This window comes from Streptomyces sp. NPDC002643 (assembly GCF_053592555.1).
Genome location: NZ_JBSFVY010000015.1, coordinates 173,611 through 197,816 on the forward strand (window position 1 = coordinate 173,611; position 24,206 = coordinate 197,816).

Sequence of the window (24,206 nt, forward strand, 5' to 3'; positions counted from 1 at the left end):
GGCTGCAACTCGACCTCGGTGATCTCGTACTCCGCACCCTGGGACCGCGGTCTGAGAACGATGAGGTGCTCCAACGCCTCGCACGCGAGATAAGAGTCAGCCCGGCAGCCCTGGTCGAATGCATGCGGCTCGCGGCCACTCACGCGCCAGAGGATCGCGCGTCTGGGTCTTCTCCCACCCGCCCTGTGCCGCCGGGACAGCGCCGGCAGTCCTGGAGCCAGGGAGACGATCTCGAGCCATGACCCGCCGCAAGCTCATACCAGAGGTCTGGTACTGCAAGTACTGCTACAAGCGCCGGCCGGTCGATATTGGTCCGGACGGCAGCCTGATCATCTGCACCGTGTGCGGCTACGGACTTGCCCCACTGGAGGACGTCATGGCCGCCGGCTCCATGCGCACCTGGTACGAAGGAAGCTGCGATGCCTTCTACCGCAAACTCGAATCCGAGCCAGCACTCATCGAATGGCTCCGACGTCAACGTGAGCAAGATCCGCCTCAGCAGGGAGCAGAAGTTCGAGCTCGGCGACCTCCTCCTGGCCATGACAGAGAGAGTCCCCTCCGGTCACGGTGAGCGGCACATGATCACGGCCCTCTTCGCCGAAGAGATCGGGATACCGATCCAGCGCTTGGAGCGGTACAGACGGGTCGCCGCCGCCTGGCCGCCGGACAAGCGGCACCCCGAGGTGTCGTGGACCGTTCATGAGATCCTGGCCCCGTACCCCGATCGCTTCAAGATCCTCAAGAAGCCGCCGAAGGTACGACTTACTGATCGTTTCAGAATGAGGTTCGTAGGCGACGGAGGCATATGAGGCTGCAGGCCAGTTCGAGCAGACCCTGGTGGAGGTCGGCGCGTCGTTCGTAGCGGATGCGTAGTCGTTTGAACTGATGCAGCCAGGCGAAGGCGCGTTCGACAGGCCAGCGCACTTTGCCCAAGCCGGAGCCGTGGGCTACGCCGCGTCGGGCGATCATGGGTTTGATGCCGCGCTTCCACAGCAGGCGGCGGTACTTGTCGAAGTCGTAGCCCCGGTCGGCGTACAGACGCCGGGGTTTGCTGCGGGGGCGTCCCCGGAGTCCCCGAATCGATGGGATGGCATCCAGTAGCGGCAGGAGCTGGGTGACGTCGTGTCGGTTGCCGCCCGTGAGCGTAACGGCGAGCGGGGTTCCGTGGCGGTCGACGATCAGGTGGTGCTTGGAGCCGGGACGGGCGCGGTCAACGGGTGAGGGGCCGACAAGATCCCCCCTTTGAGGGCCCGAACGTGCGATCCGTCCACGGAACAGTCGTCCAGGTCCACCAGGCCACCACGGCGAAGCTCGGTGAGTAACGCGGCGTGCAGGCGCGGCCAAACGCCGGCCTCGGTCCAGTCCCGCAGTCGACGCCAAGCCGTCACACCGGAGCAGCCCACGGACTCCGTCGGAACGTCGCGCCAGGCGACACCGGTTCGCAGCACGTACATCACGCCAGCGAGTGCCACTCGATCGGGAACACGCAGGCGCCCGGGGTGGCGACGGCGCCGTTCGGGTGTAGGTGGCAGCAGCGGGACCACGCGCTCCCACAGATCGTCCGGAACAAGATCAGCACGCACTCGGACACGGTGCCCACCGGGACCGTCTACGGCAAGACCCGCAGCTCGACTTGGCGCCCAGAGGGTGTCTGGTCATGAGGTGGCGGGCACGAACCGGATCAGTTCAGCGACGGCGGGACCCAGGCGTGATGACGCAGGATCATACGTGTGGCGACCCGGGATGGTGTCAGTCGCATCGCCGTATTCCGCAGGATGATGGCCAGTGGGTGGGAAAGCTGGTGGCCCATTCTGCCGGCCTGCCGGGCAGCCCGAGCGACGGCCTGGCTGCGGGGCCGGCGCTCGGCGTCGTAACGCGCGAGTGCGGCCTCAACGGTGGACTCGGTGTCGAGGGCGGCGGCCAGGGTGACCGCGTCCTCCAGTGCCTGGCAGGCTCCCTGTCCGAGGTTGGGTGTCATCGCATGGGCCGCGTCGCCGAGCAGCGCGATCCGACCGACCGCGTATGAGGGGAGCGGCGTGCGCAGTTCGTTCACATCGTGATGCAGCACGGCCTCGGGCCGGGTCGCGTCGAGTAGGGCGGGGATCGGGTCGTGCCACGTGTGGAATCGTCGGAGCAGTTCGGCCAGCGGGTCGGCGAACCGCGTTCCGGCGGGGTGGCTGAGGACGGCGTGCCACTCGGCCCGCCCGTCCCGGAAGGCGATGTGCCCGAACTCCGCGCCGCGGCCCCAGGTCAGCTCGAAGTCGGCCCGCAGATGGACCGCGTGCTCGGTGATGGCGCGCAGCACCGTCGAGCCGCTGTAGACCGGGCCGGGATGGTCTGGGAAGAGACGGCTGCGGATTTTGCTGCCGATGCCGTCGGCCGCGACCACCAGATCGGCGTTCAGGACCGCGGCGTCGCAGTTGACTTGAACCGTCCCAGGGCCGGTCTGCTCGACCCCGGTCACCTCCGAGCCGATCACCAGTGATTCGGCGGGCAGGACGTCGCGGAGCAGTCGGTGCAGGGCGGAGCGGGGGATGCCCATGATCGGTGTGCCCACCGCCTTCTCCAGCGCCGAGCCGTCCATCCGGGCCAGCCAGCCGCCCTGGGGCGTCCGAGTGCCGCCGCTGTACTGGCCCTGCGATGCATCCCGAACCGCCGCGCCGACCCCGAGTTCGTCCAGTGCCCGCAGGCCGTTGGCGGCCAGTGAAATGCCTGCCCCCGCGTCCTCAAGCATGGACGTACGCTCGAGGACCGTCACGTCCCATCCGATGCGGAACAGACCGATCGCGGCGGCCAACCCGCCGATGCCCCCTCCGACAACCACTGCCGTGTTCCCCATGCCGGAGCCCCCTTCTTCTACATCTGTAGAAGCTCAGCTTATCCCGAGTCTCTACGGGTGTAGAAAGGGGTCATGGCTTCAGATCGGCGCACCCTTCTGGCAGACGCGGCTCTCGACGTGCTCGTCGACGAAGGGATACGCGGCCTGACCCATCGCGCCGTCGACCGGAAATCCGCCATGCCGCCCGGCACCACCTCGGCCTACTTCCGCACCCGTGCCGCGCTGCTGACCGGACTCGTGACCCGCCTGGTCGAACTCGACCAGGCGGAACTTCAAACGATGGCCGAAGAGCTTCCACCCCTGCGCACCGTCGAGGAGCTGGTGGACGGCATGGTGCTGCTCACTCGGCAGCGACTCACCGGCGAGGGGCGCCGCCGCTCGCTCGCCCGCCATGCCTGCGCCGTCGAGAGCGTGCGCGACTCGGAGCTGCGGGAGATCCTCGTGCCCCGCGAGAACGCCGGCCGCGAGGCCGTTCGGCTGTTCCTCACCATGCACGGCGTCACGGATGTCGAGAACCGCACTCACACTCTGTTGACCTGTATCGACGGATTGGTCTTCGACCGACTGGTGAACGGCGGCGAAGTACCGCGCGAGGCTCTCGACGGCCTGGTCGCCGCCGCGCTGCGTTAGGACCCAGGCGCCCACGGTCCTGCCGAACCGGCCGACAGCCTCAGCCCCTCCGCCGCCTGCGAACCTCATTCTGAAACGATCAGTTAGGCCGCCTCGCATCAGCATCGAACCTGACCGGCGCGCCGCTTCGGCGCTCGGCACGACTCATCCCTGATGACCGCCGAACGCTTCCTGGCCGCCGCAGGCCGCATTGACGATCGCACCGTGCTGGAGGTCCCTGCTCAGCGCATCGCGCTGAATACAACAGCAGCCGCGAGCCCTCCCAGCAGGGCGCCGGCGACTGTCTGGGCTGGAGTGTGATCGCCGAGCGCGACGCGGGACCAGCCGATCGCCGCGATTACGAGTATCAGTGGTGCCATGCCTGCGCCGTAGGCAAGGAGCAGGATCACGACCACTCCGCTGGCGACAGCGGTATGGACCGAGACCTTCCACCAGACAGTCACGATCATGGTTGTGATGAGACCCACGAGCATGGCGACGACCAGGGCGAATACCTCGCGGGGCGCCTGGAGAGCGACGAGCAGCGAGATGCCGATCAGTACCGACGCCGTCGTGGCGAGGAGAGGCACGACGCGCTGCTCGCGGACGCGTACATGCTTGTCGGTCCAGTGGCCGCGCTTCACGCCGAGCATGATGACGGCGATCGGGATACCGCCGCAGAACAGTGCGGCCAGCAGGCCCCAGCCGATCCCAGTGACGCTGCTCGTGCTGTGCCAGCCGATGATCAGCAGTATCGCGATGACGAGGTTGGCCGGCGCGAGGGTGTCCGTGATGAGGCGGGCCGTGCGGAACTCGGTCACTGTGTCGTCTCCTGCGTTCGGTCGTGGTCGAGCTTGGCGGCGAAGTTGCGGATGAGGTCAGAGTCGTATGCCCTGGCGAGTTGTTTGAGCGCATCGATCTCGCTGGGCAGATCCCGGCCGCCGCTGGCGGGCGGGAGGGGCGCGCCGGACGAGGGCTCGCTGGCCTGCCGGGCTTGTTTGGCACCGGTGATCCAGCAGGCTTCCGCCGCGATGTCCGCCTGGGCACCGATGAGGCCGGAGGCTGCGACGTGGGCGCGGGCCTCGTCGCGCAGGCTGCTGGGAGCGTGGTCGCTGAGGGCCAGGATGGCGTCTCGGACCTCGATGGTGCGGCGATACAGCCGGTCGTGAACCTCACGCAGGTGGAGAATTTCGGATGCCTTGCGCCGTGGCGGGTCGAGACGGACCTCTGGCACGGCCTCCGTGAGGCTGAGCCAGAGCGGATACAGCTGCAGCAGGTCGCGGTATTCGCGGCACCAGCGGTGCAGTCGTCCGGCGGCGGGCAGCGTGCTGCCGCTCACGATGAAGACCAACGCGCTGAGGAGCAGAAGACCGCTGATCGCCTCGCTCGTGCTGGCAGGAACTGGGCGTTGTCCCAGGAAACCCAGGATCACGGAGGCCACTCGGTGCACGGCATAGGCGATGCCGATGGTGGTGCCCATGCCCGTGAGACGCAGGCCACGGCCGAGCAGGCCGGTGCCGGGCTGCCGGCCCCAGCGCCAGCACAGCCGAGAGGCGCTGAACAGTGCCGCCGCGAGATAGCCCGTCCACACCACGGTGTAGGCGGCGATACGCCAGTCGGTGGCGTACTCGGTGAGCAGGTCCACCACTTCGTGCGGCTGAGGCGCGGCCAGGAACAGCACCGTGATGATGGCTGTCGCGGTGACGGGGACGAGGAGGTGCAGGCGGGATGACTTAAGCCCGGGCGCCGTCTCCTCGGCCATGTTGTGCACGAAGGTCAGCACCGCATGGGCGGCGACGATGGCGCCGAGGTGCTTGCCCAGAGAACTCAGGTTGTTGACCCCGAGGGCGGCATCCACGGGTACGGCGACGAAGGACAACCTGAGCGTCATGGCAACGGCGAGGGCTAGAAAGGCGGTCCACAGGAGTCGCTTACTTGAATCGCGCCATGCGGCCGGGGTACGCCACCCAGTGACCAGCCACAGCAGGACCGCAGGAAGTGTGTCGATCATTGCAGGACGTTCTTACGAGTCGCTGAGCGCGTCGCCCAGGCGCTGGAGGACGCTGCTGCGTGCGGCTTTGCCGGTACGGGAGGCGGCTGTCCTGTTGGCGATCAGCCCTGCGAATCGCTCGGCGTCGCGCTCGTCCTCGGTGCCATAGCTGGCCCGGGTGAGGAGACTGACCACGGTGGCGGGGTCGATGTCCGCGAACAAACCGCCTGCCGACTGGACACCGTCGATGATCGACGTGTGGCCCAGGAGCATGTGGCCTATCTCGTGCAGGATGATGTGGTCTTGATGCAGGGGGCTGGTCGCTGCCTCGTGGAAGACATGGTCGGCCTTCTCGGTGGCGATCCAGACACCGCACGGGGCGTCGGTGCCGGAGATACCGGGAACGCTGTGCAAGTGGAGCGCACGGCCGCGCTGCGCTGCGATCCGGTCGCAGAAGACCTGGATGTCGAACGGGTTCGGGACATCGACCGAGGCGAGCATGTCCTCGAAGTTCGGGCGGTCTTGACGTCTGCCGCCCGGCTGCTCTCTTCGACTACGCAACGACAACTCGACTCCGCAGGTGGCGCTGTACGTGACCGCGGCAGAGGCGGCACCGGAATCTTGCATTCCGGCACGGGAACGATAAAGGAAATATGCCGATGGCATGCTCAAATTCTGCTCAATAGCGCGACGATCAAGGGATACACCTGATTCGGCATCATTTGATCAAGGCTGAACAGAGCGGCAATAAACCCTGGCGCCACCATGGGTCACACACGAAACCCATAGAGTGGCGTGCGTCACGGCTTCGACCGGACAGTGACCGCACGCTTCCCGGTCATGCCCCGTTTACCGACTGGACGCCTCGTCGTCGGCGAGCCCTTCCAAGGTGCGGGCCCGCTCAATAAACCCCTGGATCGTCTCTAGGGTCTCCGTCGACAGTCCGGAGGCCCTGAGGGCGACATCGCGCACGCGGTTGTCCCGCATGGAGGCGAGCAGTGACAGCTCGGCGGCGATCCGCTCGGAGGACTCGTCGCTGAAGAAGTAGGCGGGGGCGACACCAAAGAAGCCGGCTAGGGCCTCCAGGTGTTTCATCGTCGGATTGTCCTTCTTGCCCGTCCGCAGGCTCCAGATATAGCTCGCCGAGATAGTGGGCCCCCCCGCCCGCTCGATGCCCGACGCCACCTCTTCATAGCTGTACGGCCCGCGGCCCCTCGGATGGATCGTCACGAAGAGGTGATCGAGCTTCTGCGCGAGGGTGCGCCGCTCCGTGGGCACTCCTTCGCTCATGCGGGCCCATCCTTCACTGGCTCAAGGGGACTACTGCTTCGACCGACGTGAACGATACACCGTCAGGTGCAGCCAGCTCCATTCTTCCCAGTTGACGCGATCCATCTTCCCTGGTCTATTGTCATCGCATCGGCATCGACTGACACGAACGCGCAGATAGCGCTTTCTAAGGCTCAGATGGACGGGGAGGGGGCGCGCTGTGCGGACACCGTCGAAGAACTCGCACCGTCTCCTGCGAGCAGCGATCCGACCGGCTTCGCGCCCGGCCGCGCGACTTCTACAGAGTTTAAGAACCAAGTCTGGATCTTGACGCAGGGTCGTGCGTATGTTCGTCGTCCCCCGGGCAGCCCGTCCGGCACGACGAACGCGAGGAGCAGCGGCATGCACGCACTACGGGCCTCGTAGGCCCGCATACAGCGACGGCGCCCGGGAGAGGCAACTCCCAGACGCCGGACGCTTCACGGCACACACCGCCCCGGCAAGGGCGGAGATCGCCACCATCACCACGCTGATCCCTTCCACGGGGCGTCTCAGCGTGGCAACACCAAAGGAGATTGTTGCATGCGCTCTGCCCTGCGCAAAAGGCCCGACAGCCGGGCCTGCGCGGCAGCCGCCCCCGTTCCCGCCTCCCCCCGCGTCGCGCCTGAGCACGCACAGGCCACCGTACCGACCCGTGCCTCCCACCTGCCGTTCAAGAGCGGCCGATGAGTAGCGAGGCCCGCGAGTGGGTGTGGGAGCACAGCACGAGCCGGGGAACTGCTCGCCTGGTCCTGCTGTCGATCGCCGACCGGGTGCCCGACGAGCAGTGCACCGCCTGGGCCTCCCTCTCCAGCCTGATCGAGCGCACGAACGCGAGCCGGACCGCTGTACGCGACGCCCTCGACAAGCTCATCGCCAGCGGCGAGCTGGAGCAGCGCGAGGACCTCCAGGGCCCGCAGCGGGCCACGGTCTACCGCCTGCCCCTCGCCGCAGCGTTCCTGGCCAAGGTGAAAGCCGCCGGAGAGGAGGGCTCGGACGCGGACGTCGCGCCGGCGACGGAAGCGGATCCCGTACCCGGGCTGAAAATCGAGGATCTCCGGCAGTACGGAATCTGGTCCAAGGGCGGTACGGATTCCGACCCCTCCCGCCGGATTCCGACCGGGTCGGGTTCCGGCCCCTCGCGTCGGATTCCGACCGGGTCGGGTTCCGGCCCCTCGCGTCGGATTCCGCCCCCCCGACGGTACAGATTCCGGCCCTTGGGGGGTGCGGATTCCGACCCCCAGAACCGTAGTGAACCGAAGGTGAACCGTAAGGACAGCAGTAGTGCTGCCGTCGTCCCGGCCAGCCAGTGGCAGGTCGACCCAGCCACCCACGCCTGGGCCCGCCAGCAAGGTCACCTCGCCCGCCTCGGCGAGGACGGCCTGCGCTCGGCAGACGCGAAGTGGCGCGCCTACCGCGCTGACTGCAAGCCCCGCTCGGCGGGAGCCTGGGCTGCCGACTGGCGTGCCTGGGTCGCCCGGGAGCGCACCCCGGCCCCGGGGCGCCCGCGTCTCTACGCCCTGCCCGGCAGCGGCCCCGCGCCCGACGGCGGCATGACCCGCGCCGAGGCCCACACCGCCGCCCTGCTTGCCGCCCTCGACGAGCCGACCGGAACGGAGTAGCACCCTCATGGACCGACGCGAAGTCGCCGCCCTGCTGGCCTACATCGGCCGACTCGACCCCCGCACCATCCGCACCGACACCGGCGAGGCCCGCGACCAGCTCGCCCAGTGGCACGAGCTGCTCGGCGACGTGCCCCTGGCCACACCGCACGGCTGGGACGCCCGCATCGCGGCCCGCCAGCACATCCGCATCTCGCCGTACCAGATCCTGCCCGCGGACATCGCCCGCCCGTGGGAGAGCTACCGGCGCGACCGCCTCCAGCGTCACACCGATCCCACCCCCACCGCCGACCCGGACGACCAGGCTGCCTGGACTGCCGAGCTGGTCCGCACACGGCACGCCGTCGCCTCCGGCACCACTCAGCCCGCGACGTACCGGCAGATCACCAGCGGTCAGATCGACCCGAGCCTCGAAGGGCATCTCAAGGAGATCGGCCGGTACATACCGGATCACGTCCGCGCCGAACTCGCCCCCTACCGGCCAGCCAGCGCTGCCCGCGAGGCTGCCGTCGCCCAAGGCCAGCCGGACTTCCTCAGCGTCCGCTGCGAGTGGTGTCACGCAGCAGTCGGCGAGCCGTGCCGCCGTCGGCGGATCAGCCCCGACGGCTACGCACACGGGACCGCGCCCCGCGCCACGCCGCACCCCGGCCGCGTCGACCTCGCCGCAGCACAGCACGCCCAGCAGCCCGCGATGGCCTGACCGGACAAGGCGTGCACCCCGCCCGGTAGGTACACCGCCCCACACACCACCGCCCCCTCCCTGCAGCGCCCGCCCTGCGCCGCAGCCGACGCCTGACGCAGCGCCCGCCCGCCACCGACCCCGAGCGGCCGACGCGGCAGCACATCGGAGACAACATTGCGCACCAACACCACCCACAACACGCCGCTCAGCGGCCTGCGTGGCATCGGCGACACCAGCTGGCACCCACACGGGGTGTGCCACGGCATGGACCCCGAGGACGCCGACGCCACCTTCTTCCCGCTACCCCGGGACCACGAAGCCATCGCCGACGCCAAGGAACTGTGCGCCGCATGCCCGGTCAAGAGGGAGTGCCTCAACTTCGCCCTCGAAAACGTCCAGAAGGAAGGCATCTGGGGCGGGCTCACCGAAGCCGAACGCCGTCCCTGGCACGACGGACTGCCCCAGCGCCTCGACTACAGCCGGGTGATCGCGTTCTTCAACAACCGTGACGTGCACCTCACCGCCAAGGAGCAGAAGGTCGTCGTCGACCACGCCTACGCCCGGAGCTGGCGTGCCGACCGTCTCGCCGTCGCCCTGCAGATCAGCCACAACCACGCCCGCGACCTGCTCACCCAGGCCGCCCACAAAGTCTTCCACCGAGACCTCACCCTGGGCGTCCCCCCGATGAAGAAGAAGCGGAAGCAGACGAAGCCGTCCACGAGCAAGCCCCCGACCGGCCAGCCCGCCACGGAGCAGCCGGTGTCCCGCCCGGTGAAGTCGACCTCCGCGCACGCCGCTCTCGGAAAGGCAGCATGACCCACCCCTCCCTGTCCTTCGGAGCCGCCCCGGACCTGTCCGTCCTCCTCGCGGTCGGCATCCCCGTCGCCGCCCTGGCCCTGGTGCTGACCGGCTCGGCGATCCTGCGCCGGGGAGCCAGCCTGCAGAAGAAACGTTCCGGTAGCGCCGCAGTCGCGGTCGCCGCCCTCGCCGCACTGGCATGCACCATCTACAGCGCGGACACGAGCTGGCGGTTCGCCGCCGACTACCTCGACATGGCCGGCACCGCCGAGCGGGCCGGCATGTTCGCCGCCGCCGAACTGGCGCTGTTCGCGACCGCACTCATGGCGCGGCAGAACCTGGCCACCCAGGGGGCACCGGGCGTGCCCGGAACCCTGGTGTGGGTCATCACCGGCGTGCAGGTGATCCCGGCCTACGCCGAGAGCGGCCCCATCGGCGGCACCGTCCGGGCATTCGTCGGCCCGATCCTGGCAGCCGTGCTGTGGCACCTGGCCATGGGCATCGAACTGCGCCAGCGCACCCCAGGCGCCGCCTCCCGCGGACTGATCGCCACCCTCGGGCGGGAAGCACGCGAACGGCTGCTCTCCCGCCTCGGCATCGCCGCACGCGACCGCGACGCCGCACAAATCACCCGCGACCGCGCCACCGCCCGCGCCGTCACCCTCGCCGCCCGCCTGGCCGACCGCACCCCCAAGCAGCAACAACGCCGACGCGGTCGACGACTCACGCGGCGGCTGTCCAAGGCGATCGGCCGGGCCTCGGTCGGGACGGACCCTGCCCAGCGCGCCCAGCTACTAGGCCAGCTCGCGGCCCGCCGCCACGCACTCGCCCTCGCCACCATGCCCCTGCCCTCTCCCTGGTCCCCTCACCCCGACCGCGCGGGTCTGGTCCCCGAACCGATCGGGGGGACCTCCGCGCTCCTAGCCGCGGGCCCCAGCGACGGTCCCCGCCCGCACGCCGACCCGGCCGGGGACCGGACCTCGCAGGAGTGGGGGGCGGTCCCCGGGACCGCCACGGCACCCGGCAGCAGTACGGCCCCCACATCCGGGGACCGTGAGGCGGGGACCACGAGCACGCAGGATGGGACCGCAGCGTCTGGGCCGGGGACCAACAGGTCCCTCGACAGCAACGAGGGGACCGGCCAACCGTTGCACGAAGTGCCTGCTCAAAACGCCGGGGACCGGGGACCGAGCGGCAGTGAGTCGGGGACCGACCCCACCAGGGACCGGGGACCAACCGACACCGACACGGGGACCGACCCCACCAGGGACCGGGGACCAACCGACACCGACACGGGGACCGACCCCACCAGGGACCGGGGACACACGGTCCCGCTGCGGCGGAAGCCGAGCGGCAAGGCAAAGGGCAAGCGGGGCGGCCGGTCCCACAGTCAGAAGGCGCAGCGCCCATCGCGGGAACTGCAAGCGTCCGTGGACCAGCTCGTGCGGCAGGTCCTGCCACACGTCCCCGCTCTGCTGGAGCGGGATGGCAACGAGACCGTCACCCGAGTCCAGCTCCGGGAGATCATCCGGCGTGAGGGGTTGACGGGTGGCCGTAACGACCGACTCAGCCTCGTCCTCCAGCAATTGCGGAGTGAGGCGACCACCACGACCACAAGGAGCATCACCCGATGAGGACCTGCCACCGCTTCGCCCAGATCCGCCAGGAGTTCGAGCAGGAGATCGGCTTCCTGGGCAACCACGCCGAGCTTCATGCCGGCAGGCCAGCAGCAAAGATCAGCGCGAAGCACGCGTTGTCGGCGAAGCAGCAGATGGCCACGGCCCTCAGCCGACACATCGTGCGCTGCCCCGAGTGTGGCTGACGCTCGTACAGCCGCAGCTCGCGGCCCCGTAACGCGACCGGCGGCTCGGCCCAGTGCCGGGCCACCGGTCAATTTCCAGGAGGCACCACCATCGACTCCCAGATCATGCGTTCGTCCGCGCCCACCACCTCTGAGGCCGCCGCCTGGGCGGACGTACTGGTCCGCCGCCGACTCCTACACGCGGCGATCCTCGCCCCGACCGGCCAGTGGCTCGTCCAGCACGAGCCGGATCGTCCCGTTCGCGTGCTCGCGGGACCGGCCGACGTCGTCGAGCTGGCCGCCACCATCCAACACCGCATCCGCACCACGAGGCCGCGTAACCGATGACGAACCCGAACGACACCGACAACACCCCGGACCGCGACTCGAAGCTCAACTCGGTGTCGAGGCCAGCAAGTTGGGGCGGAAGCGTAGCTTCCGCCAACCCCGCCCCCAAGGGGGCGGGAAAGGACCTGCACCGGGGGGCGCAGGTCCAGGAGGCTTCGACCGAGGGCGGATCGAAGCCGGGGCAGGAGGGGAAGCAGAGCGAGCCGCGCGTACGCCGACAGCGTGCTCCTCGCGCCCGCCAGCGTCCGCGCCAGTCGCCCGAGAATAAGCGCCTGCACCAGCCAAACACACGTTTCAACGACGAAGAGTTCGCCCTGATCAAGTCCGCCGCCGCCCGGTGCAATCTGTCCGTCGCCGGGTTCCTCGCACGTTCCGCGCTCGCCGCCGCCCGCGACCTCGACCGCACCAGCGCCGAGATCGCCGACGAACGCGAAGTGATCACAGCCCTGTTCGACAGCCGACGTCGGCTCGGCTGGGCCGGCAGCAACCTCAACCAGGCGGTCAAGGCACTCAACTCGGGTGCAGACGCTCCCCAGCTCGAAGCGGCTATCGCCGCTGTACGGCGTGCCGCCGACACTGCGCACGAAGCCGCCACGCGGTTGATCGAGCGGCGCGGCTCATGATCCCCAGCGTCAACGAGTCGGGATCGCGGACCATCGGTCTCCTCAAATACCTCTACGAAACCGGCAAGTACGAGGATCACACCGACCCGCACCTCGTGGCCTCCTTCGACGGCATGTCCCCCGACCCCGGCCGCGACCCGAACGCCACCCTCAAGGACCTCCAGCAGCTCCTGGACCAGCCCGTGATGGCCCTTGCCGAGCACGCCCGTCCGGCGAAGCACGTGTGGCACACCTCCGTCCGCGCCGACCCCGGCGACCGGGTCCTGTCCGACGAGGAGTGGGCCGAGATCGCCCGCCGGATCGTCGCCGCCACCGGCATCGACCCCGGCGGCGGACAGCCCGGCTGCCGCTGGGCCGCCGTACGGCACGCGGACGACCACATCCACATCGTCGCCACCCTCGTGACCGAGGACGGCCACCGCCCCGACGACTACCGCTCCGGCGCCCGCGCCCAGGCCGAAGCCCGGCTCATCGAGAAGGAATTCGGCCTCCGCCAGGTCGCGCCCGGCGACGGCACAGCCGCTCAGCGGCCCACCAGCGCCGAACGCCACAAGGCCGAACGCCAGGGCCGCGAGCGCACCGCCCGCGAAGAACTGCGCGAAACGGTACGGCGCGCGGTGGCCGGCGCGACCAGCGAAGAGGAGTTCTTTGACCGGCTCGCCGCCGCCGGCCTGCTGATCCGTAAGCGCGCCGCGCCCTCCGGAGACCTTCTCGGATACAAGGTCGCCCTCCCCGACGACCTCAACAAGGACGGCGAGCCGGTGTTCTACCCCGGCGCGCGCCTCGCCCCCGACCTCTCACTGCCCCGCATCCGGGAGCGCTGGTCCGGCGACGCCCCAAACGATCCGACTCCCCGGCAGGACGATGCCGTGCGTACGGGGCCGGGCGCTGCAGCCGGTGCCCGCCGGAAGACGGCATCGGCAGCCTGGCAGGCCATGCTGTTTGTCCAGCAGGGCGACGACGCGGTCGCCGCCGCCCACATCGCCGCAGCCGGCGAGGTCCTGGACGCACTCGCGAAGACCTCTGCCGCCCACACCCGCCGCGAACTACGGGATGCGGCCACGGCCTTCGAGCGGGCCTCGCGCTCCCACGTCCGCGCCGCACGCGGGCACGACCGAGCCCTGCGGCAGGCCGCCCGCGAACTCGTCCACGGCGGCCCCGCCCTCGGCCGGGGCGAAGATGGCGCCACCACCGCGATGGCGATCGACATGCTGTTCTTCCTCATCACCGCCGCCGCGCACTGGCACGCGAAGAAGGGCCACGCCCAGCAGGCCCAGGCCGCCGCGCGGGCCGCCGAGCACCTGCGCACCGCCTACCAGGCCGCCGCCGCCCAGCCCCTCAGCGTGCTTTACCAGCAAGGCCGGCGTCTGAGCCGGCCGATGCTCCAGCGGCAAACCGTAATGCTGCGCGTGGCGCTGCCGGGGCTGGCCAAGCAGATCCTCGCCGAGCCCGGCTGGTACGCCCTGGCCGCGACCATCGCGGAAGCCGAAGCCGCCGGCCACGATCCTGCCGCTCTCCTGTCCGACGCGGTAGAACGTCGTGAACTCGACACCGCAGACTCAATCAGCGATGTCCTGGTGTGGCGACTACGGCGGACGGCCGACCTGCCCGCCGACGCCTCGCCCCTGTCCGAGAACGGCACCACAGGGCACAAGTCCTCTACTAGCAGAACGACGACCCGCCCCAACGCACCCGGCAGGAGCCGCAGCAGAGACGAGACATCGGGCAAGACCCGGTGAGCCCTGCCGAGTGCCGGGGTCCAGCCTCAGCACACCACGGAGAGCAGGCATATCGCCACCGCCGCGCTCGCGGCCACAGCAGGCCGTACGCCACAGCAGACCCCGGCGACGTTCAGGCCCGCGTTGTGGGGCGCGGGCGCTGGTGCCCACGCAGGAGGGTGGCAGTGGCGCAGGTGCGGCGACTCGAGCCAGTAGGCGTCGCGAAGTTGGGCGATAAGAGAGGACGAGGTGTGTTCGGGCACACCAAGGGGACATCACTCATCCGCTCGGAGACACGCGCCGTGGCCAACTCGTCATCCGCGACCCCAGGAGGCAGAAAACGCCTGATGACCTGCCCGAAGGGGACTGTGGACTTTGTGAATTGAAACCGCCAGGGGCGTAGGGCACGATCATGAAGCGAGCAGGACGAGGCAAAGGAGGACGCCAGGATGTTTCACCGAATACGCCGCCGGGCCAAGGAGCCCAGCGAGGAGCAGCGCCGATTCTTCGAGCTGTCGGCACGGCTGCAAAATCAGGTCCCGCCCGGGATCGGGGTGCCACCGGTCGAGCCGGAACACATCGAGCCGAGCGCGGTGGTGGACGACTTCCTTCCGCCGGAGCTGCGGGTGCCCAGCCGCGACCAGGTCGAGGGCACGATGATGCCGTGGAAGCAGCCGCTCGTCCTCGACGGTGAGATGGTCGCCTGCTCCAAGTGCGGCGCGTACCGGGACTGGCTCATCCTCTCCACCCGCGGCCAGATCTGGCTGCGTTGCCGGGCCGGCCACCAGCAGCAGGAGACCCGCCTCGACACCGCCTGGTTCAACCGGAACTCCGGGCCGACGGACGCGACGCACGCCACGTTCGAGGACTGCCTGCGCTACCTCGGGCACTGACCCCCACTCCTACGACCCCACCGGGCCCGCGGGCCCGCACTGACCACCCGTCGCCTAGCACCAAGGGGTCAGTTCCGTCATGCGCGCTCGCGTCGCCACCACAGTCCTCGGCATCACCGCCGCCCTCCTCGCCGTGCCCGCCTGCACCACCAGCACCAAGCCCGACACCGCCGCCTCCGCCCGTACCGGGAAGCCAGCCGACGCAGCCCAGCAGGCTGCTCCGCTCACGTCGGCCGCGCTGGAGACGCGGCTGCTCGACCAGAACGACCTCGGCAGCGGCTACCTGCGCAGGCCGGAGCGCCCCACCCAGCATGACGACGTCACCGTCATCGGGTGCCCTGCTCTGAGCGAGCTAGGCGGCGACGCGGCGACCGGCGGCACGCTCACCTTCCCGCACAAGGCGAAGGCCAGCTTCACCTACGGCGGCAGCTCCTCAGAGCTCTCGGAGGAGTTGTACAGCGACAGCGCGGATAAGCTGTCCGACGGCATCGGCCGGATCTTCGACGCCATGACCGACTGCCCGACCTATCAGGTCGTCGCCGACGGCACCCCGATCGACATGGCCTCGCAGAAGCTGCCGACACCCCACGGCCTCGGCGACGAGCATTGGAGCCAGCTCCTGACGTTCTCCGCCGGAGGACGGAGCACCGTGGTCAAGCAGACCGCGATCCGCGACGGCAGCCTGCTGCTCGTCCTCTCCGGCTCGCCTACTCTCGTCGACCGCCACATCGACAAGGCACTCGCCAAGGCGACAGCAGCCCGCTGACGCTCCCCCTCCAGCGCCATGGCGCCCCCAGCCACGCGGACGGCCGGGGCGCCATGGCGGATCCAGTCCTCCGGGGACAGCTCGGAGGAGGCGTAGGAGCAGGCCGGTACAGACAGGCCCGGCCTCCCGAAAGAATCGGGAGGCCGGGCTTTCGTGTGCGAACGGTGCGCCGGTAGTCAGCTGGCCGGGGCGCGCAGAAGTCGGTCCCGCGTGCTCTCGGGCAGGACCCGGCGCAGGACCGGCGCGGTGGAGCTGAGGGAGGCGGCGAAGGCCACGACGAGGTCGTGCGGCACGCTGGCGCTGAAGGACACGGCCCACAAACAGCGCGCGCCCAGCACCGGCGCTGCCCATGCCTGCCATCCGGCAGGTCCCGGCTCGTCCTCATCGAGGATCAGGACGCGGGGATCGGCGTCCTGGATGAGGGGCGGTACCTCGCCAAGGCACAGGTGGGAAGTGAACGTCGGGTCCGTCGCACCCACATCGGGCTGGTCGACGTCGCGGAGCCAGCCGTGCGCGGTGACAGCGTCGAGGACCAGCTCGGGTCCGGTGAACGCGGCGGTGGGCTCGTCACGGGCGTCGAGAGCAAGGAGGAAGTCGACGAGGACCTCGCCCGGAACGTCGGGAGTGAAGGAGGCGGACCACTGCGCGAGCGGCGCGGTCGCGTCCTCGCGGGCGCAGACCTGCCAGGCGATCGGCAGCCCGCCAAGGCGGAACGGCTCGTCCGGCAGCACCCATTGGGCCCACCGGAGGGCGTCGGGGCTGATGTGGATGACGGTGCTGCGCAACACCTGCCGGTCCTCCGGGGCCTCGTCCGGCTCCTGGCGTCCGCGGACGATCGTCAGGCTTGTCCAGCCGAGGCCAGCGAGCGTGTCGGCGACGGCATCGTAAAGACGTCCGTCGTCACCGGCCAGGTGCCGGGGACCAACCCAGTACACGGGCTGGGCGCGGTTCGGGGCGGACGGGTCGAGCGGGGGGTTGGGGTTCAGGAGCGCCTCCAGGGGCTGGGTGCGGGTCTAGTGTCCGCCAGCGGTACGGCGGGGGCGGCGCGGTGGCGCCTGGACGGGGGCCTGCCAGGTCAGGGCGACGGCTACCTCGGGCGGCAGATGTCCGAGCTGGCTGTTCCCGTCCCCTGCCTCGGCCAGGTAGACGACGGGCCGTCCGGCTTCATCGCGGGCTTCGATGACCTGTTCTGGGCAGTGGGCCATGGGGAAGAACGGGTTCATCGCCAGCCGCAAGGGCGCGGTCCGGTCGCAGGAGGACAAGCGGTCGATGAGATCACCGACGGTCATCTCCGAGGTCTCCACGAGAAGTCTCCTTGCATACAGGAAGCGGGTTTACCGGGCGGCGGTGCGGCGCGCCGTCCGATGGATCGTCGAGAGATTGAGCGCCGGGTCTCCCGGAGCCGAAGGACATGCTGTACCCGCGAACCTTCGCGGCACCGGTGACGGCGATCTTCCATCCTTCGCCGTCGGTCCCGAGGCGGCCGAGCGGGAACCATCCCAGGTAGAAACGGCGCCGTCCCTCGAATTGACGTGTGCGTCGGCGCGGTCGTCCATAACCATGTGGAAGTCATCGGCGGAGAATTGATCGATGACGAGCGTGAGTTGGCCTGGGCCGAGCTGCCATTGACGCAGCTTCAGGGCTTGGACGGCGGAGGAGAATCCGGGGCTCACGGGAGCCACGGGTCACGTGCGATCACCTCTCCGACCTGGGGCTTACGGGAAGGTCGTCTAGGTTGACATGGGTCTGATCCTGTTGACCAGCCCTTCTTGGTTCTTTCCTGTCTGCCCCCGGCGAACTACCGTCCTGAAGTTAGTCCTGTGTAGCCCACTGGTCTGTCCCGACTGGGTTCGCGCGGGCGGTCTGCGGACAGTTCCTATCCCGTCGGCCGACGTGCCATTCGGCCCGTGCCGGGGTGCGCGGGACCGCCTTGGGGAAGGCACGCCGGTATGACCGCCGTCGTCGTATCAGTCGTGGGCATGCTGGGCACCCTCATGGGGGCCGCCCTCACCGCCTTCATCACAGCCCGAGCGGAACAGCGCAGAGAAGAAACACAAAGCCGGGTGCAATTAAATGAATTGCGGGTTGAGCATATGCGCTGGCGCCGTGAACGCCGACAATCTGCCTACCTCTCATTCCTCGAAGCTCTAACGGCCGCTGACCGAGACAACCAAGCCTTCTTCCGCGAACTGCGGGCCGGACGATCGCCGGTACCGCTCGATGAAGCCCGGATCGCCGCGATCAGGATGAAGTTCAAGGACTCCGAGAGTGCAGGACTCGTTGTGGTGCTGGAAGGTCCCGCGACCGTCGCGGAGGCAGCACAGAACCTCGTCGACCAGATGTCTTCTCTGGTCCAAGACGTTCGGGAGTACGCAGAAGCAGCCGCGACGAACGGCCTTGCCGACCGCGGCGACACCGTGCACGAGGCCGGCATGAAATTCCTATCGGCGCGCAAGGCGTTTCTGGGCATGACCAGAGAAGCGCTTGACGAGGCAGCCAAGCACGGCCAAAGCCTCCCCGATACCCGCTGAACACATCCCAGGAGCCTGCCGAACAGTTCGATGGCAGACGGCGGTTCAGTCAGCGGTTCGCTGATACTCCCCCACCAGCGGAGATCAGGACAGGTCGACACGCCACACGCGGGCTGGTACGTCTGCCTCACGGTCACCGGCCGCAGGATAACATCGGACAAATGGTGAAAAATTAGACGATGAACCCAGGCGTGGGGGCAACGCTCACATCGTTCCCTAGGTGCCCAGCTCCTTCACAATGGCCTCGATGATGGAGTCCGATCCCTCGATCGCCACTGGCGTGACGACCCCGACCGCGGTGCGCCGCGCGGTGCCCCCGGATAGCAGCGCCGGGACGGGTTCCTCATGCACGATCCGTAGCACACTACGACCGGGAGCCCCCTCGATCCGGTAGCCGTCCGGAAGACGCGACAGCCACGCATCGTCGACTGTCACGGCCGTGCCGTTCACCGCACCGACCCGCAGGCCCCGCGTCACCCAGACTGACCAGGCGACCGCGTTCCAGTCGGCGCCGTCTGCGGTGGGGATGGCGTCCGAAAGGTCCGGATGTCCTTCGGCTACCCATCGTGACGGCTGCGCCTTGCGGAGCACCCATTGCCCATCCCGGGCTACCTCCTGGGGGTCCAGGCCAGGGATGGCGCCCATGTCGAGAGCGACGTGACCATCGGTGATCCAGTCACCGTGCACCCAAACCTGATTCTTGTTGACGACCCAATCGCAGAGCCGTGCCATTGCCGCCGTCACTCGTCGCACTCCCCAGCCGATATCGATCGACTCCACGGTAGAACAGCTCAGCCCACGCGTGCAGCACCAGACCGGACGCAGGCTGATGAGGCGGAACCGAAACGTACCTCCGCCGGCCGCCCTCTTCACAGGCAGAGGTGGTCCCGCGCCGCGACGGCGAAATCGAGCCCCGCCGGGAGCTGACCAAGTCGGGTTCCTCAGGTGAGTGGGTGCGGCTCCGGGAATCCGCCCGGCCTTCCTGGAGCCTCACGCCAGCATGCCGTGGAACGACGTTGGAAAGCAGTCCAGGGCACTCAGTTCCGAGGAGCGCTGTCGATTACCTGACCCGCCGCCTTGGCGATCATGTCGTCAGGCCGTGATCCACATGGCCGACTGCACCATGATCGAGAGCACGCCGCATCGGATCAGGGCCGACGAGGCACGGACCGCGATCACCGACCCGATACCGAGCCGTGCCAGTTCTGCCGGCCGGGCACCGAGCTGGGCATCGACGTTGCGTGAGCGACGCGACCGCTCTCGACCTGCCCGGAAGTAGCGCCGGACGTACATTCGGACGCATGGATGAGATGCCGCAGCGCATCGACCCCTCGATGGACCGGGCAGCCGCCGCGCTCCTGCTCGGCTGCCTGCCTGCAGAGGTCGGCTTCTGCCCGCGCTGCCAGGGGCTCACCCGCCGCTACGGCCCCAAGGCCCAGGTTGTGTGCCCGGCCTGTCGGGCGGCCGATGCCGCGAGCACCGAGGGCTCGTCCGGCTGATCGGCAGCGCTCACCCGGAGGCCGGCACCGCGCCCTGGCCGAAGGCCGCTACATCGCCGGGCGCCATGTCCTCCCGGAGACGGACAAGCCGCACCGGATGCCGCCAGGCTCCGCGGTCCTGTGCAGTGTCCACATCGATCTCGGCAACCATGTCCGGCTCGACGAGGACGACGTCGAGCGGGGTGTGCGATGCCCACGACGTCGTGAAACGCACGCTCGCCCAGGGGTGTCCCGGCCCCGCCACGGTGAGCTGGTCAGCGAGGCGCCGGGCCGCCTCGGGGTGCAGTTGGGTGCTGCGGGCCACGAGCCGCAGCACCCGGTCCTGGTCGTAGCGGCCAAGTAGGACGGTCTGGGGTCGGTGCAGAGTGCCGGTGATGGCGCCGACGATGCCCTCGGTGGTGTCCCGACGGCGGATCTTGTACCAGCCGCGAACCCCTGGCAGGTATCTTTGCTCCCGACCCTTGATCACGAGACCTTCCACGCCGGGCGCCTCGGTCCATGCGGTCAGCCACTCCTGTGCTGTGCGTACATCGCTGGTCTCTGGGCAGAGGGTCCACGGCGCGGCCAGCCCGATGGAGGTGAACAGTTCCTCCAACACCGCGCGCCGGTGGGCATACGGTTCGCGTACCAGCTCCCGGCCGTTAACCTGCAGCACATCGAAGGCGATGAAGTGCGCGGGCAGTTCCTCGGCCAGCCGGGCAGCTGCGCGCCCGCTGGATGCAGCCCGTCGTTGCAGCGCCTCGAACGACAGTTGCTCATCGGCCCATACGACCAGCTCGCCATCGAGGACCAGGCCGTCGGGCAGACGCTCGGCCGCACGGACGAGGTCAGGGAATCGCTCCTGGACCAGACGCCCTCGGCGGGACTGCACGAGCACGGCACCGGGCGCGGGACACGCCGTGAAGAGCAGGGCGCGATAGCCGTCAAACTTCAGCTGGAAGATCAGGCCGCCGGGCAGGGCTCCGGGTGCGGGCAGCCGGTCTCGGGCCTGCGCCAGCATCGGTTCCACTGGCGGTCGCAGCACCATACGTCCGGTCTATGACCCGGTCGCTGAACCCGCGACTTGAACTGTGGGGTCCCAAATCGAAATCATCGCCTCGCCGCCGGAGGGCGCACCGCCGTAGGGCCAGACTGTCTGCGGCGCGGGGCCCGGCGGGGACCGTCTGCGCCCTGGCCCTCGCCGCCGCGCTGACCGGCTGCGGCTCCGACTCGGGCGGCGACGCGGGGGCGCCCGCGTCAGCCGCACCCTGGCGTTCGACCGAACCGTCGCCCGCCTCGCCCACACCCACGAAGCCCTCCTCGTCGCCGCCGCCGACCGCGGTGAAGCCGATGAAGCCGTCACCGGCCGAGCTGCGGGCCTGTGCGGACGGAAGCTGCACGGTCGTCGTGACGAAGGACACCGAGATCCCGCGCCTCGACGGCCTTCGGGCGGGACCGTTCACGGTGAACGCTATCGGTGCCGAGGGCGTGGACCTGAGCTCGGTCGACGCGAGCGGATTCACCTCCAACCTGCTCGGACAGCGCCCCGCCCAGGGCGGGCCGTCCACCGGCAACGAACTGTCGATCGCTTATTCGTCACCGTGAGGCGCATCTGTTGTGCGGTGGGATGGGCCTGACACTGACGAAGGTGATGGCGCAAGGGCGCAAGCGGGGGCAGGCTTGGAAGGAGACACCCGGCGAGAAGGGCGGAGCATGTCCGTGGGGATCACAACGTTCGGTCCGGCAACGCAGCTGTCGGTACGGCCCTACCGGGCTGACGACGTGGCTGCGGTTCTCGATCTGGTGGCCGCTGACCCGTTGCCCGGCCAGCCATTGATCACGTCGGCGATGCTCGCCGAGGCGCTGGCTGGCCGTTCGCCGGTGGACGGCGGCTGGTGGGCCGAACTCGACCCGCCTGTCACGGACGTGGTGCACGACGGCACGGGCCAGGTGCTGGGCATCGTTTCCTACGCCACCCGCCCCAGCGACGGGGCTGGGTTCCTCCTGTGGCTGCACTGCCGCGAGGATGCCGCCGTTGCCAACGCGCTGATCGTCCACGCGCTCGACCGGTTCGGCCCGCGCACCGTGCACGCCTTCGAGTTCGCCTCCGCCCTCACCCTCGGCCTGGAAGGTCTGCCAGCACGCCACCGCCCGGTTACCCGCCGGGCACTTGAAGAAGCTGGGTTCACCGGCCGCGACCTGTGGCGCTACATGCGTGTCTCCCTGCCCGTCGCAGGGCTGCCGCACGCCGCTCACGTCACTGTCAACGAGTGCGAGGATCCGCCGGGTAAGCGCCTGGAGGTTCGCGCCGACGGGGAACTGGCCGCTGAGGCCACCATCGGCCGCCCCGTCGCCGGGATCGGCGTGCTGTGGTGGATCAGCGTGGTCCCCGCCGCCCGCAGGCGGGGCCTCGGCCTGGCGCTGCTTGGCACGGCTCTGGACATGCTCACCGGGCTCGGCGCCTGCGAGGCGATCCTCTACGTCGACGACGACGCCCCGCCTGGCAACCTGGAGCGCGACCGCACCGCTGCCAATGGCATGTACGACCGGGCCGGCTTCACCGAGGTCGATCGCTTGCACTCTTTCACCCGCCGCCCGTAGATGCATCGGGTGTCCGGGCGTCCAGCAGACGCGATGATCCTGGCCTGGGCCGATCAGTCGGCTGCGACAGCTGCGGCCTTGTTCTCGGCCCCGGCCAGCCACCGCTCCAGCGCCGCGACGACCAGCAGCACGGCCGGGTCGGTCTCGGCCGCCAGTGTGTCGCCGTCGAGCAGTCCCGCCTCCACGCACCGCGGCGCTTGGCACGCGGATGCGGATGCGTTGGCGAGCGCTGCCTTGAAGTACTGCTTGCGCCGCGGCAGCACCGGCAGCGCGTGGGCGGGCAGCAGCCGCACTACCTGGGCCTTGCACCGCAGGTAGCCGGACGGCAGGCCGGGGTGGTAGCGGTCACCCAGCGGCAGCGCGAGCGCGGCGGCGAGAAACGTCTTGTGCAGGAACGGCGAAGCCTCCGGAACAACTCCGGCCGGAGGGATTGCCTCGCGGGGGAACGCCGCATCTTGTGCGTCGGCCTCGGCCCACGACCGCCCGGCCCCCGCATGCGCGGCGATCTGGGCATCCACCCACTGCCTCGCCCATGTGGTCGCCGCCGACCGGTACGGCTCGGCGAGTACTGCGGGGGCGACCGGATCACACCAGGCGGGCCAGTTCGCCGCCCAATACGCCCGCGCCCGTATCCTGCGCGGCAGCAGCCGGGCCGCCGCTGCGGCCATCTCACCGGGCAGACCGGGGCCGGAGGCGGCGACGTCGGTCGCATACCGGGCAGCAGCCCGCACTCCGCGGCGGGCGGCCACCGCCGCGGTCGCAAAACGCGGGACGCCCAGCAACTCGTCCGCGCCGTCACCGGACAGCAGCACCTGAACGCCGAGTTCCGCGGCCCGGTCGGCGGCAGCGGCGTTCACCTCGGGGAGCGCGTCCAGCCGCGGCCCTGCGGGCGACCAGACCGGCTCGGCACGGTCCCGGGCCGGATCCAGCACGACCAGCTCGGCGGGCAGCGCCAGAGCGGCCAGCAGTCGCCGGACCACGTCAGCGGCACTGCCGCCGGCGTCGTCCGTCAGGTCGGTGGTGAAGGCGATCACCCGCCGCCCCTGGGCAGCCCGCAGCGCGTGGACCAGGACGGCCAGGGAGTCCAAACCACCGGAGACCAGCACACCGGTCACCTCGGCGTCCGCGGTCACCGTTTCCACCGCCTGGGAGAACGCGCGGGGCAGCGAGCCAGGAACCGCCGGCGGGATCTCGCCCGGGACGCGCTCGACGCCTTTCCACGGCGAGCGGGGCACGAATTCCCCCAGCAGCGCGGGTGGCGCCAGCAGCAGCGCGAGAGCTTCCAGGTCGATAACGGGAGCGGGTCCGGCCAGTGCCAGCGGATCCGCTGACCTCCGGCCGGCCCCGTCCTCGAACAGCGGGAGCAAGCTCACCGGCGCCGCAGGGCAAGCACGCCCCGGGCCAGGTCCTTTACGAAGGCGACGGTACCGCGCTGCGGCTCGCCGCCCACGACACCCTTGCTGCCCTTGCCGTGCTGCCCATCCCCGGGCGTGGACTTCGTCGACACGAACACCCTCCCCTTCTCAGCGTCACCAATCGATCCCTCAGTGTGACCAAGTGTTCGAACACTGTCCAGGCGATTTCCGGCGCTGACCATGG

At 69.5% G+C, this 24,206-nt stretch carries 30 protein-coding genes and 1 pseudogene; 18 read left to right on the forward strand and 13 right to left on the reverse strand.

Annotated features, from left to right (window positions below):
* Positions 1 to 479 precede the first annotated feature (479 nt).
* On the forward strand, positions 480 to 809 hold the full coding sequence (locus tag ACWD4G_RS23840) for a DUF6192 family protein (RefSeq protein ID WP_451296519.1): 330 nt from the start codon (positions 480 to 482) through the stop codon (positions 807 to 809).
* Here the strand turns inward: ACWD4G_RS23840 and ACWD4G_RS23845 are convergent.
* Positions 775 to 1,583 (reverse strand): IS5 family transposase gene (locus ACWD4G_RS23845; RefSeq protein ID WP_451296521.1). Its coding sequence is split into 2 segments (ribosomal slippage): positions 775 to 1,244 and positions 1,244 to 1,583, totalling 810 coding nucleotides; the frame shifts between segments, so codons are not numbered across the junction. The genes ACWD4G_RS23840 and ACWD4G_RS23845 overlap by 35 nt on opposite strands.
* Before the next feature lie 98 nt (positions 1,584 to 1,681).
* Positions 1,682 to 2,839 carry an FAD-dependent monooxygenase gene (locus ACWD4G_RS23850; protein WP_451296523.1) on the reverse strand — a complete coding sequence of 386 codons (1,158 nt, stop codon included), beginning with the start codon at positions 2,837 to 2,839 and terminating at the stop codon, positions 1,682 to 1,684.
* A 72-nt stretch (positions 2,840 to 2,911) separates the two neighbouring features.
* Between ACWD4G_RS23850 and ACWD4G_RS23855 the strand changes: the two genes are divergently transcribed.
* Positions 2,912 to 3,469, forward strand: coding sequence for a TetR/AcrR family transcriptional regulator (locus ACWD4G_RS23855; RefSeq protein ID WP_451296525.1), 558 nt, complete (start codon positions 2,912 to 2,914; stop codon positions 3,467 to 3,469).
* 221 nt (positions 3,470 to 3,690) lie between these two features.
* On the opposite strand, the gene ACWD4G_RS23860 is transcribed toward ACWD4G_RS23855, so the two are convergent.
* The 4 genes from ACWD4G_RS23860 to ACWD4G_RS23875 form a co-directional block, all read right to left on the reverse strand.
* Positions 3,691 to 4,269 (reverse strand): hypothetical protein, encoded by a 579-nt coding sequence (locus ACWD4G_RS23860; RefSeq protein WP_451296527.1) that lies wholly within the window; start codon positions 4,267 to 4,269, stop codon positions 3,691 to 3,693.
* A complete protein-coding gene (locus ACWD4G_RS23865; protein ID WP_451296529.1) occupies positions 4,266 to 5,459 on the reverse strand; it encodes an MAB_1171c family putative transporter in 1,194 nt (397 codons plus the stop codon). The genes ACWD4G_RS23860 and ACWD4G_RS23865 overlap by 4 nt, the downstream gene beginning before the upstream one ends.
* Positions 5,460 to 5,471: 12 nt before the next feature.
* Positions 5,472 to 6,065 (reverse strand): hypothetical protein, encoded by a 594-nt coding sequence (locus ACWD4G_RS23870; protein ID WP_451296531.1) that lies wholly within the window; start codon positions 6,063 to 6,065, stop codon positions 5,472 to 5,474.
* Positions 6,066 to 6,287: 222 nt separating this feature from the next.
* Positions 6,288 to 6,728, reverse strand: a complete 441-nt coding sequence (locus ACWD4G_RS23875; RefSeq protein ID WP_451296532.1) for a helix-turn-helix domain-containing protein — start codon at positions 6,726 to 6,728, stop codon at positions 6,288 to 6,290.
* Positions 6,729 to 7,289: 561 nt separating this feature from the next.
* On the opposite strand from ACWD4G_RS23875, the gene ACWD4G_RS23880 reads away from it, so the two are divergent.
* The 11 genes from ACWD4G_RS23880 (at position 7,290) to ACWD4G_RS23930 (ending at position 15,997) form a co-directional block, all read left to right on the forward strand.
* Positions 7,290 to 7,436, forward strand: coding sequence for a hypothetical protein (locus ACWD4G_RS23880; protein WP_451296534.1), 147 nt, complete (start codon positions 7,290 to 7,292; stop codon positions 7,434 to 7,436).
* Positions 7,433 to 8,368 carry a helix-turn-helix domain-containing protein gene (locus ACWD4G_RS23885; RefSeq protein ID WP_451296536.1) on the forward strand — a complete coding sequence of 312 codons (936 nt, stop codon included), beginning with the start codon at positions 7,433 to 7,435 and terminating at the stop codon, positions 8,366 to 8,368. Before ACWD4G_RS23880 ends, ACWD4G_RS23885 begins: the two co-directional genes overlap by 4 nt.
* A gap of 7 nt (positions 8,369 to 8,375) precedes the next feature.
* Positions 8,376 to 9,068: a zinc finger domain-containing protein gene (locus ACWD4G_RS23890; protein ID WP_451296538.1), complete on the forward strand. Its 693-nt coding sequence runs from the start codon at positions 8,376 to 8,378 to the stop codon at positions 9,066 to 9,068.
* 156 nt (positions 9,069 to 9,224) lie between these two features.
* Entirely contained in the window at positions 9,225 to 9,866 is a 642-nt protein-coding gene (locus ACWD4G_RS23895; protein WP_451296540.1) for a WhiB family transcriptional regulator, read from the forward strand.
* Positions 9,863 to 11,482 carry a hypothetical protein gene (locus ACWD4G_RS23900; RefSeq protein WP_451296542.1) on the forward strand — a complete coding sequence of 540 codons (1,620 nt, stop codon included), beginning with the start codon at positions 9,863 to 9,865 and terminating at the stop codon, positions 11,480 to 11,482. Before ACWD4G_RS23895 ends, ACWD4G_RS23900 begins: the two co-directional genes overlap by 4 nt.
* The gene (locus ACWD4G_RS23905; protein WP_451296544.1) at positions 11,479 to 11,670 is read left to right on the forward strand and encodes a hypothetical protein; all 192 of its coding nucleotides are present in this window, start codon (positions 11,479 to 11,481) and stop codon (positions 11,668 to 11,670) included. The genes ACWD4G_RS23900 and ACWD4G_RS23905 overlap by 4 nt, the downstream gene beginning before the upstream one ends.
* Positions 11,671 to 11,775: 105 nt before the next feature.
* Complete coding sequence (locus ACWD4G_RS23910) at positions 11,776 to 11,997, forward strand: hypothetical protein (protein WP_451296546.1); 222 nt, start codon at positions 11,776 to 11,778, stop codon at positions 11,995 to 11,997.
* Positions 11,994 to 12,620: a plasmid mobilization protein gene (locus ACWD4G_RS23915; protein ID WP_451296548.1), complete on the forward strand. Its 627-nt coding sequence runs from the start codon at positions 11,994 to 11,996 to the stop codon at positions 12,618 to 12,620. Before ACWD4G_RS23910 ends, ACWD4G_RS23915 begins: the two co-directional genes overlap by 4 nt.
* Entirely contained in the window at positions 12,617 to 14,359 is a 1,743-nt protein-coding gene (locus ACWD4G_RS23920; protein ID WP_451296550.1) for a relaxase/mobilization nuclease domain-containing protein, read from the forward strand. Before ACWD4G_RS23915 ends, ACWD4G_RS23920 begins: the two co-directional genes overlap by 4 nt.
* A gap of 428 nt (positions 14,360 to 14,787) precedes the next feature.
* Positions 14,788 to 15,231 (forward strand): hypothetical protein, encoded by a 444-nt coding sequence (locus ACWD4G_RS23925; RefSeq protein ID WP_451296552.1) that lies wholly within the window; start codon positions 14,788 to 14,790, stop codon positions 15,229 to 15,231.
* 79 nt (positions 15,232 to 15,310) lie between these two features.
* Positions 15,311 to 15,997: a hypothetical protein gene (locus tag ACWD4G_RS23930; protein WP_451296554.1), complete on the forward strand. Its 687-nt coding sequence runs from the start codon at positions 15,311 to 15,313 to the stop codon at positions 15,995 to 15,997.
* 176 nt (positions 15,998 to 16,173) lie between these two features.
* Here ACWD4G_RS23930 and ACWD4G_RS23935 read toward each other — a convergent pair whose 3' ends face one another.
* The 3 genes and pseudogenes from ACWD4G_RS23935 to ACWD4G_RS23945 all read right to left on the reverse strand — a co-directional run bounded on the left by ACWD4G_RS23935 (position 16,174) and on the right by ACWD4G_RS23945 (position 17,670).
* Positions 16,174 to 16,995: a DUF317 domain-containing protein gene (locus ACWD4G_RS23935; protein ID WP_451296666.1), complete on the reverse strand. Its 822-nt coding sequence runs from the start codon at positions 16,993 to 16,995 to the stop codon at positions 16,174 to 16,176.
* 15 nt (positions 16,996 to 17,010) lie between these two features.
* On the reverse strand, positions 17,011 to 17,301 hold the full coding sequence (locus tag ACWD4G_RS23940) for a hypothetical protein (RefSeq protein ID WP_451296556.1): 291 nt from the start codon (positions 17,299 to 17,301) through the stop codon (positions 17,011 to 17,013).
* Positions 17,273 to 17,670, reverse strand: a pseudogene (locus ACWD4G_RS23945) (DUF317 domain-containing protein). Before ACWD4G_RS23945 ends, ACWD4G_RS23940 begins: the two are co-directional and overlap by 29 nt.
* Before the next feature lie 276 nt (positions 17,671 to 17,946).
* Here ACWD4G_RS23945 and ACWD4G_RS23950 point away from each other — a divergent pair.
* A complete protein-coding gene (locus ACWD4G_RS23950) occupies positions 17,947 to 18,528 on the forward strand; it encodes a hypothetical protein (protein WP_451296558.1) in 582 nt (193 codons plus the stop codon).
* A gap of 216 nt (positions 18,529 to 18,744) precedes the next feature.
* Here the strand turns inward: ACWD4G_RS23950 and ACWD4G_RS23955 are convergent, their stop codons facing one another.
* Positions 18,745 to 19,308: a hypothetical protein gene (locus ACWD4G_RS23955; RefSeq protein ID WP_451296560.1), complete on the reverse strand. Its 564-nt coding sequence runs from the start codon at positions 19,306 to 19,308 to the stop codon at positions 18,745 to 18,747.
* Between the two features lie 343 nt (positions 19,309 to 19,651).
* On the opposite strand from ACWD4G_RS23955, the gene ACWD4G_RS23960 reads away from it, so the two are divergent.
* Positions 19,652 to 19,807, forward strand: a complete 156-nt coding sequence (locus ACWD4G_RS23960; protein WP_451296668.1) for a hypothetical protein — start codon at positions 19,652 to 19,654, stop codon at positions 19,805 to 19,807.
* 22 nt (positions 19,808 to 19,829) lie between these two features.
* Positions 19,830 to 20,027 (forward strand): hypothetical protein, encoded by a 198-nt coding sequence (locus tag ACWD4G_RS23965; protein WP_451296562.1) that lies wholly within the window; start codon positions 19,830 to 19,832, stop codon positions 20,025 to 20,027.
* 10 nt (positions 20,028 to 20,037) lie between these two features.
* On the opposite strand, the gene ACWD4G_RS23970 is transcribed toward ACWD4G_RS23965, so the two are convergent.
* On the reverse strand, positions 20,038 to 21,054 hold the full coding sequence (locus tag ACWD4G_RS23970) for an ATP-dependent DNA ligase (protein ID WP_451296564.1): 1,017 nt from the start codon (positions 21,052 to 21,054) through the stop codon (positions 20,038 to 20,040).
* 302 nt (positions 21,055 to 21,356) lie between these two features.
* Between ACWD4G_RS23970 and ACWD4G_RS23975 the strand changes: the two genes are divergently transcribed.
* Together ACWD4G_RS23975 and ACWD4G_RS23980 are read left to right on the forward strand one after the other, a co-directional pair.
* Entirely contained in the window at positions 21,357 to 21,611 is a 255-nt protein-coding gene (locus ACWD4G_RS23975) for a hypothetical protein (RefSeq protein ID WP_451296566.1), read from the forward strand.
* A gap of 108 nt (positions 21,612 to 21,719) precedes the next feature.
* Complete coding sequence (locus ACWD4G_RS23980) at positions 21,720 to 22,607, forward strand: GNAT family N-acetyltransferase (RefSeq protein WP_451296568.1); 888 nt, start codon at positions 21,720 to 21,722, stop codon at positions 22,605 to 22,607.
* A 53-nt stretch (positions 22,608 to 22,660) separates the two neighbouring features.
* On the opposite strand, the gene ACWD4G_RS23985 is transcribed toward ACWD4G_RS23980, so the two are convergent.
* Positions 22,661 to 23,980: an asparagine synthase-related protein gene (locus ACWD4G_RS23985; protein WP_451296569.1), complete on the reverse strand. Its 1,320-nt coding sequence runs from the start codon at positions 23,978 to 23,980 to the stop codon at positions 22,661 to 22,663.
* On the reverse strand, positions 23,977 to 24,114 hold the full coding sequence (locus ACWD4G_RS23990; RefSeq protein WP_451296571.1) for a hypothetical protein: 138 nt from the start codon (positions 24,112 to 24,114) through the stop codon (positions 23,977 to 23,979). Before ACWD4G_RS23990 ends, ACWD4G_RS23985 begins: the two co-directional genes overlap by 4 nt.
* Positions 24,115 to 24,206: the final 92 nt, after the last annotated feature.

Coding starts and splice junctions, on each gene's coding strand:
- ACWD4G_RS23855 (WP_451296525.1), top strand. CDS start 2,912: ATGGCTTCAGATCGGCGCACCCTTCTGGCAGACGCGGCTCTCGACGTG.
- ACWD4G_RS23960 (WP_451296668.1), top strand. CDS start 19,652: ATGATCGAGAGCACGCCGCATCGGATCAGGGCCGACGAGGCACGGACC.
- ACWD4G_RS23910 (WP_451296546.1), top strand. CDS start 11,776: ATGCGTTCGTCCGCGCCCACCACCTCTGAGGCCGCCGCCTGGGCGGAC.
- ACWD4G_RS23930 (WP_451296554.1), top strand. CDS start 15,311: ATGCGCGCTCGCGTCGCCACCACAGTCCTCGGCATCACCGCCGCCCTC.
- ACWD4G_RS23875 (WP_451296532.1), bottom strand. CDS start 6,728: ATGAGCGAAGGAGTGCCCACGGAGCGGCGCACCCTCGCGCAGAAGCTC.
- ACWD4G_RS23920 (WP_451296550.1), top strand. CDS start 12,617: ATGATCCCCAGCGTCAACGAGTCGGGATCGCGGACCATCGGTCTCCTC.
- ACWD4G_RS23890 (WP_451296538.1), top strand. CDS start 8,376: ATGGACCGACGCGAAGTCGCCGCCCTGCTGGCCTACATCGGCCGACTC.
- ACWD4G_RS23915 (WP_451296548.1), top strand. CDS start 11,994: ATGACGAACCCGAACGACACCGACAACACCCCGGACCGCGACTCGAAG.
- ACWD4G_RS23925 (WP_451296552.1), top strand. CDS start 14,788: ATGTTTCACCGAATACGCCGCCGGGCCAAGGAGCCCAGCGAGGAGCAG.
- ACWD4G_RS23980 (WP_451296568.1), top strand. CDS start 21,720: ATGTCCGTGGGGATCACAACGTTCGGTCCGGCAACGCAGCTGTCGGTA.
- ACWD4G_RS23880 (WP_451296534.1), top strand. CDS start 7,290: ATGCGCTCTGCCCTGCGCAAAAGGCCCGACAGCCGGGCCTGCGCGGCA.
- ACWD4G_RS23965 (WP_451296562.1), top strand. CDS start 19,830: ATGGATGAGATGCCGCAGCGCATCGACCCCTCGATGGACCGGGCAGCC.
- ACWD4G_RS23970 (WP_451296564.1), bottom strand. CDS start 21,054: ATGGTGCTGCGACCGCCAGTGGAACCGATGCTGGCGCAGGCCCGAGAC.
- ACWD4G_RS23850 (WP_451296523.1), bottom strand. CDS start 2,839: ATGGGGAACACGGCAGTGGTTGTCGGAGGGGGCATCGGCGGGTTGGCC.
- ACWD4G_RS23950 (WP_451296558.1), top strand. CDS start 17,947: ATGACCGCCGTCGTCGTATCAGTCGTGGGCATGCTGGGCACCCTCATG.
- ACWD4G_RS23885 (WP_451296536.1), top strand. CDS start 7,433: ATGAGTAGCGAGGCCCGCGAGTGGGTGTGGGAGCACAGCACGAGCCGG.
- ACWD4G_RS23865 (WP_451296529.1), bottom strand. CDS start 5,459: ATGATCGACACACTTCCTGCGGTCCTGCTGTGGCTGGTCACTGGGTGG.
- ACWD4G_RS23870 (WP_451296531.1), bottom strand. CDS start 6,065: ATGCAAGATTCCGGTGCCGCCTCTGCCGCGGTCACGTACAGCGCCACC.
- ACWD4G_RS23905 (WP_451296544.1), top strand. CDS start 11,479: ATGAGGACCTGCCACCGCTTCGCCCAGATCCGCCAGGAGTTCGAGCAG.
- ACWD4G_RS23900 (WP_451296542.1), top strand. CDS start 9,863: ATGACCCACCCCTCCCTGTCCTTCGGAGCCGCCCCGGACCTGTCCGTC.
- ACWD4G_RS23975 (WP_451296566.1), top strand. CDS start 21,357: ATGAAGCCGTCACCGGCCGAGCTGCGGGCCTGTGCGGACGGAAGCTGC.